This is a genomic window from Kitasatospora sp. NPDC051705 (genome assembly GCF_044453265.1).
Taxonomy (GTDB): domain Bacteria; phylum Actinomycetota; class Actinomycetes; order Streptomycetales; family Streptomycetaceae; genus Kitasatospora.
In genome coordinates, this window is the sequence record NZ_JBITCO010000013.1 from 210,902 (window position 1) to 217,196 (window position 6,295).

General features: G+C 68.7%; 8 protein-coding genes. 3 read left to right on the top strand and 5 right to left on the bottom strand.

All coding sequences use genetic code 11. The features are described 5' to 3' along the window. Positions 1-184: 184 nt before the first annotated feature. From ACIA8Q_RS19155 to ACIA8Q_RS19175, 5 genes are all read right to left on the bottom strand, one after another. A complete protein-coding gene (locus ACIA8Q_RS19155; protein ID WP_360223303.1) occupies positions 185-619 on the bottom strand; it encodes an NUDIX domain-containing protein in 435 nt (144 codons plus the stop codon). Positions 620-742: 123 nt separating this feature from the next. Continuing rightward, positions 743-1,552 (bottom strand): aminoglycoside phosphotransferase, encoded by an 810-nt coding sequence (locus ACIA8Q_RS19160; protein ID WP_360223306.1) that lies wholly within the window; start codon positions 1,550-1,552, stop codon positions 743-745. A 70-nt stretch (positions 1,553-1,622) separates the two neighbouring features. Beyond that, a complete protein-coding gene (locus ACIA8Q_RS19165; protein WP_360223309.1) occupies positions 1,623-1,754 on the bottom strand; it encodes a hypothetical protein in 132 nt (43 codons plus the stop codon). After that, positions 1,751-2,872, bottom strand: coding sequence for a radical SAM protein (locus tag ACIA8Q_RS19170; RefSeq protein ID WP_360223312.1), 1,122 nt, complete (start codon positions 2,870-2,872; stop codon positions 1,751-1,753). Before ACIA8Q_RS19170 ends, ACIA8Q_RS19165 begins: the two co-directional genes overlap by 4 nt. A gap of 296 nt (positions 2,873-3,168) precedes the next feature. Next, positions 3,169-3,687 (bottom strand): ATP-binding protein, encoded by a 519-nt coding sequence (locus ACIA8Q_RS19175; RefSeq protein ID WP_360223315.1) that lies wholly within the window; start codon positions 3,685-3,687, stop codon positions 3,169-3,171. A 191-nt stretch (positions 3,688-3,878) separates the two neighbouring features. Here ACIA8Q_RS19175 and ACIA8Q_RS19180 point away from each other — a divergent pair, with 191 nt between their 5' ends. Genes ACIA8Q_RS19180 through ACIA8Q_RS19190 form a run of 3 tightly spaced genes read left to right on the top strand, consistent with a single transcriptional unit; the run spans position 3,879 to position 6,174 of the window. Further along, on the top strand, positions 3,879-5,231 hold the full coding sequence (locus ACIA8Q_RS19180) for a tetratricopeptide repeat protein (protein WP_360223318.1): 1,353 nt from the start codon (positions 3,879-3,881) through the stop codon (positions 5,229-5,231). A gap of 30 nt (positions 5,232-5,261) precedes the next feature. Further along, positions 5,262-5,762 (top strand): NUDIX domain-containing protein, encoded by a 501-nt coding sequence (locus ACIA8Q_RS19185; RefSeq protein WP_363365757.1) that lies wholly within the window; start codon positions 5,262-5,264, stop codon positions 5,760-5,762. 52 nt (positions 5,763-5,814) lie between these two features. Then, positions 5,815-6,174 carry a hypothetical protein gene (locus ACIA8Q_RS19190; RefSeq protein WP_396317478.1) on the top strand — a complete coding sequence of 120 codons (360 nt, stop codon included), beginning with the start codon at positions 5,815-5,817 and terminating at the stop codon, positions 6,172-6,174. Positions 6,175-6,295: the final 121 nt, after the last annotated feature.

A 6,295-nucleotide genomic window follows, 5' to 3' on the forward strand; every position in this document is an offset into this window, starting at 1 on the left:
GCCGGCGGCCGCCCCCCCCCCCCGCCGGCGGCCCGGGGGGGGGGGGCCCGGGGGGGGGCCCCCCCCCCCGGGGGGGGGCCCCCCCCCCCCCGGGGGGCCGCCCCCCGGCCCGCGGGGGGGCGCCACTTCGGCGGTTGCCAGGACCTCGTGCACGCGTTCCGGCCCGATTGGCTCGTTCCGTAGCTCAGGGTGCGATCAGCTTGCGGACCGCGTCACTCACCGCGGGCAGCTCACCCGGGAGGGCCCACTGGTGTGCGTCGTGTTCGGTGAGGACGACGGGTTCGTACTTCTCCACCGTGACGGCGAAGGTGAACTGGCGGGTCGTGCCGCCGCGGCTGTCGGCGTAGTCGAAGTGACCGATGTAGCCGGTGACCTGGTCGACGGTCAGGCCGGTCTCCTCGGCGGTCTCCCGGCGGAGGGCGTCCAGGATGGCTTCCCCGGCCTCGACCGTGCCGGACGGGATCTCCCACAGGCCGCCCCTGTAGTCGTCCGGGTTGCGACGGACGAGCAGGATGCGGCCGTCGCGGTCGATCACGGCGGCGGCGACGAAGCCGGTGATCCCGGCGGCTTCGGCGTCGGCCGCCAGGCCGGCCACGAACTCGGGGGAGGTGACGGTCACGGCAGCTCCTCGTGATGGTCGCTGATCTTGCCGGCCGCGCGGACGTACTGCTCGGCTACCCTCAGATCCTGCTCACGATGCCAGACCGGGAGCTTGATCGTGTGGGTGCTCAGGTCCGAACCGTCACCGAGCACTCCGGAACCGCGCCCACCGCTGGGCGGCCCGGTTCAGCCCAGCGGTCCACGGGTCCGGGTCATCTCCGGCGATGTCGGTCCACATGCGCGCCTGAGCCCGTGCGAAGGCGTCCACCACGGTCGGATCGCCGCTCTTCCACGTCGGAACCCTTGCCGCCCAGGTCTCTGCCGCGGCCGGGCTGTGGCCGCCTGCGGCGATCAACCAGATCACCCAGAGGGCTGGGTCGATCCAGGGTGCCCCCCGTGTGGCCCACGCCCAGTCGACCAGGAGAGCGCGGCCGCCTCGAACCAGGACGTTCTCGTTGTTCAGGTCGGTGTGCAGCAGGGAACCCCCGGCGAACCGGGCCGGCATCCCGGGGTCGTCCACGTAGGCGGCCCACCGCTGCTCGGCGCGGCGCAGCTCGATCGGCGGGCACGGGGTGCGGCCGAGCCGGCTGAGAGCCCCGACCAGCAACTCCAGCTCCCCGGCCTGGCGGTAGTCGGCGTGGCGGGCCTCGACGTGCTCGAACGCGACGAGGCTCCAGCCGTCGACGTCCAGGTGCCACAGCAGCGAGGGGGCGAGGCCCACCACGTACGGGTTGATCTCCGTCTCACGCCGTTGGGTCCACACGCGTGGGTGACTCAGCCGCATCCCCTTGACGAAGACGGTGCTGTCGGCGGTGGTGAGCGTGGCGGCGATCTCGGAGTTGAAACCTGCCGAGACCGTCTCCGAAGCAAGGATGGGCGTTCCGAGGCGGGCGGCGACGGCCCGGTGTACGGCTTCGGGTAGATCTGCCCAGTGCATGCGGATGGTGGTCACGGTACCCAGGCTCCCAGAGTCGGCCCGGAGGCCGACGGCACCACAGCCGTCGGCCTCCGGAGCTCGCGCCCTACCGGTACGGGTTGTCGTCGCTGCACCCGGGGAGGGCGTCAGCACTGAAGTCCTCCATGTCGTCGATGAATGCCAGCGCCTCGTCGTCCTCACGTCGGGTGGCGGTCAGCTCGACCATGACAGCGGTCATCCCGAGTCTCCCTTCTGTTCATGTTGGCAGTAGGTGTTCAGTGGTGCCTTCGCCTCCTGATAGCGCTTGGCCAGCGGTCGGCAGACCGAACAGAGTCCGGAGAGACGACAGCCGGAACAGCCACCGGTGCGAAGCATGAGGCGGTCGGCGATTGCGCCGAGCCGGACGAGACCTTCGACGCCTTCGGCCATGATGTCGATCTGCTCGTCCCGGCCGACCTTGCACATCGATGCCCGTCCGTGCGGATCGACGTGCAGGAAGGTGTGTCCCGCGTTGCAGCCCGTGAAGCGTTCGAGGGCCTTCAGGTGGGCGGGTGACTGGGACGCAAGCGACTCCGCGCCGCCGTAGATCGTCGGCGACATGTGGGTGTACTCCTTGTATGGAATGCCCAGTTCGTCGGCCATACCGCGCATTCGGTCGTTCTCGTGTGCGTTCTGCGCGGTGACGATCAACGCCAGCCGTAGGGGAAGGCCGGCCTCGACCCCAGCGGCCAGCCCGCGGGTGACCCTTCTGAAGGCGCCCCGGCGGCGGGTGAAGGAGTCGTACGTCTCCGCGGTCGCTCCGTAGAGCGACACCGTGACCCGGTACGGCCTGCTGGTGGTGAGCGATTCCAGGATGGTGGGGCTCGTCAGCCGAGTGCCGTTCGTCAAAACCTCGACCATCATTCCGAGGTCGTGCGCGAGCCGGCAGGAGGCCGCGAAGTGGGGGTCGATCAGCGCCTCGCCTCCCGTGATCTGCAGCCACAACACCCCTGCGTCCCGCAGGATCAGGAGCAGCCGCTGCTTGCCTTCGGCGTCCAGGCCGGCAAACCGCTTCTCCCCGAGGTAGCAGTGTTCGCAGTCCAGGTCACAGCCGAGATTGATCTCCCAGCTCGCCCGGCTATGGCCGTACACCGGGGCGTCGCGGATGTGCACGGCATGACTGACCGGCCGAGGGGCGACGTCGATCCCCCACCGGCTGCGGGCGGCGTCCGTGAGCCAGAGTGGAACGGCGAGCCCGGATCCGTGGGACTGCGCCAGTTCCCGGAAGCGCCGTTCGGGCAGCGCGATGCCCTCCAGGCGGCCTGGTCGCAACACGACGAAGCTGTTCAGAAACGGGCTCGCGATCAGGTCGTGCATGGTACGGCTCCTTTGCCGGTGGGTTCCTGGTGCTGCTTCGGCAGGGAGATCAGCCGGTCCGGTTGAAGGGTCGACACCCTCAGACCATCTGAGACTCGGCAGCGGCACGTAGGACTCGCAGGTGAGCCTCGGCGGCCGACACGTGTAGAAGCGCCTGATCCGGTCCGAGGAGCCTGGAACGCGCACGTACTCGTGTCGGGCCCGGTCATAGATCCCCCAGCAGTCCAGCAGGACGAAGTGCGGACTCCGGGAGTCGATCAAGCGGACTACGTACCGAGTGGGCGTGGAAGGCTCGGTCACCGAACGGTCTCCGTCCTCAGCCGGCTCTCGCCGGCCCGGGCCTGCTGCTGCGCCCGGACCTGAACCGCGGAGACGAGTACGGCGAGCCGCGCGTCTCCCGTCACGATCCGGTCGGGTGCCACCTCGAACCACACGACCTTGCCCGTCTCCACCGGGTACCAGCCCCAGGAGTGAGCCAGCGCTTCCACCAGGAGGAGGCCACGGCCGGCGGTGGCCATGTCGTCGGGCGCGCTCCTCTGTGGCAGGCCCGGGCCCGCATCCATCACCTCGACCCGCAGACGCACACCGGTCCACCGGACCGTCACTCGGCAGCAGGTTCTGGTGTTTTCAACGGCATTGGTCATCAATTCGGCGGCGCACAACTCCACATCCCACAAGGACTCGTCGGAGAGTGGTACCGGCCAGGATCGAACCGCGCGGATCAACGACAACCGGGCGGATCGCACTGCGGCCGTTGTCGGCTGCACCTCCGAGGTCTCCCGCACCGGGAGCACAGTCGAGTCGTCGGTGTTCATCAGGCCTCCCAGGCTGAGGAGTTGAACGGCATGGTGGTCAGGGGCCGATCGGTGGTTCGACGTGAGGAAGCCGGGACTCAGTGCAACGAACGGCTTGCATCCCAGTGAACCGACCCAACGGCACGTTCGGTAGGCCCGCCGACACGTAGAGTGGTTTACGCGGTTTACAGCTCCACCTCAGGGGATTGATCGTGGCCACACGCAGGGAGCCCAACCAGCGCCTCCGGGAGGCGATTTCAACTGCCGGTTGGACGTACGAGGCTTTAGCCAACGCTGTCCGGCGCGTGGGTGCGGAGAACGGCGAGACGCTCCGCACCAACAAGTCCGCTGTCGCCCATTGGATCAACGGTGCGCAGCCGGCGGGGCAGGCCGGTCGGTACATTGCCGAAGCGCTGTCCCGCCGATCCGGACGGCAGGTCACTCTGGCCGAAATCGGTTTCGCCGCTCCGGAAGAATCCTTGGCAGCGAGCAGCGATCCTGTTGAGGCGGTTGCCAACCTCGGCCGTGCAGATGTCGAACGCCGCACCTTCCTGGCCGTTGCCGCGTTCACCACCGCCGGTGTGGCGATGCCATTGCTCTACGACCCCGAGCCCGTCTCGCGTCTGATGCGTGCCCGGACCGGTAGGGCTCGCGTCGGTGCTGAGGAAGTCGACGTTGTCCGACAGGTCACCGCGGTATTCAGTGCGGCGGACGAACGGCTCGGTGGCGGTCACGGCCTGACCACCGTGACCGCCTACCTCGCCGACACCGCGGCCCCGATGCTCAACGGCCGCTTCCCTGACGAAGGCACACGTCGGCGAGCATTCGGGGCTGTGGCCGAACTCGCATACCTCGCCGGATGGAAGCATCACGACCTCGGCCAGGAGGGTGCGGCCCAGCACTACTATCAGGTCGGTTACCAGCTTGCTGTGGAGTCGGATCCACACGGCCACGCCGGATGGATGATGCGTGCCCTGGCTCACCAGGCGCTCAGCCTCAAGCAGCCGCATCACTGTGTGGCACTGATCGAGAACGCGCTCGCTCGCAGCATCGGTCATGTGGATGGAAGGACCGAAGCGCTTCTCCACATCACCTACGCCCGGGCTTTTGCTGCCACCCGCGACAAGCCCGCCGCAGCCGAGGCACTGCTCGCTGCGGAGAGGGCCCTTACCCGTGACGGTGACCCGCAGCCCAGTTTCTCGCTCGTCAGCGGCCCGGCGGCCGGGACCGTCGCGAGCCATACGGCCCGAACCCTCACCGACCTCGGAGACCACGCAGGAACCGAACAGCAACATCGTGCTGCGCTGATTCGTTGGGACGCCGAGAAGTACAAGCGCGTTCACGCCCTCACCTATGCGGATCTGGGCGACAGCTTGGCTGCTCAAGCCCGCGCGGATGAGGCGGTGGCAACCTGGGGCCGTGCGCTCGACCTCATGAACGGCATGACGTCGGACCGAACGAGAAAGGCGATCTCCTCGATCCGTCCCTGCTTGGCGATCTACCGTAGACGTGGTGTTCCCGGAGCCGTTGACTTGGAACTCCGTGCACGGGAAGCACTGACATGACAGTCGCACCGCAGAGAGGACCCGACGGACGTGGCTCAGCCGACCGCCGATCAGAAAACCGCTCTCAAGCCCGCTACGGAGTCGATGACCTTGCTGGTCGCCGCCGTCATCGTCCACGACCTCGACGCCCAGCGTGTCGTGCTCCTTCGGCGAGGCCCCCGGGCGAAGTTCGCGCAGGGCATGTGGGACCTTCCGGTCGGGAAGAACGAACCCGGTGAGCCGATCACGGAGACGGCGAGGCGCGAACTCAGGGAGGAGACAGGACTCGTCGTCGCTCCCGAGGACCTGCGTCTGGCCCATGTCATTCATGGCGCCCGTGGTGTCGAGGCACCCAACGGCTTCCTGACCGTTGTCTTCGCCGCTCACCGCTGGTCCGGCGACCTCGTCAACGGGGAGCCCGCCAAGCACTCGGAGGTCGCCTGGGTCAGCGCCGACGACGTACCGCACGAGTTCGTGTCCACCACCAAAGCGGCGCTGCACAGTTACCTCGATGGTGGTCCCGCAGTCTCCCTCGACGCGTGGCAGCGCTGATTGCCCGGCAGGCCGGGGATGCCGCCTTGAATGGACGACGAGAGGACTGAGCATGGAGAACGAGGACGGCCGGATCTTCCGTGAGGCATGGATCGCCGGGGTCAGGAGGCACTTCCCGGGTGAGCCGAAGCCGGGATACATCACGCCCTGGGACGAGACTCCGGACTGGGAGCGCGAGTCGGCTGCCGCCGTGTTCGGTCAGGTTCGCGACTTCGTCACGGTGAGCGGCGGCATGACCGCGAAGCTCAGCAGGGAGCAGAAGGGCCGCTTCGTCGCCCTGTGCTGGATCGCCCAGATCCACAAGCACATCCCGGACCCGAAGCCGAGCTATGTCGCCGACTGGGGCGCCCTGCCGGAATGGCAGAAGGAGACGGACACCGACATCTTCGAGGAGATCGAGCGGATCGTCTGACCTGTCGTCGGGGGGGCGCGCCGCGGGGGGGGGGGGGGGGCGCCCGGGGGGGGGGGGGGGGGGGCGCCCGCCCGGGGGGGGGGGGCCGCCCCCACCCCCCCGCCCGGGGGGGTTGGTGCGC

Excerpts from the sequence above, each read along its gene's own strand:
- ACIA8Q_RS19165 (WP_360223309.1), bottom strand. The coding sequence starts at position 1,754 with ATGACCGCTGTCATGGTCGAGCTGACCGCCACCCGACGTGAGGACGAC.
- ACIA8Q_RS19170 (WP_360223312.1), bottom strand. The coding sequence starts at position 2,872 with ATGCACGACCTGATCGCGAGCCCGTTTCTGAACAGCTTCGTCGTGTTG.
- ACIA8Q_RS19175 (WP_360223315.1), bottom strand. The coding sequence starts at position 3,687 with ATGAACACCGACGACTCGACTGTGCTCCCGGTGCGGGAGACCTCGGAG.
- ACIA8Q_RS19190 (WP_396317478.1), top strand. The coding sequence starts at position 5,815 with ATGGAGAACGAGGACGGCCGGATCTTCCGTGAGGCATGGATCGCCGGG.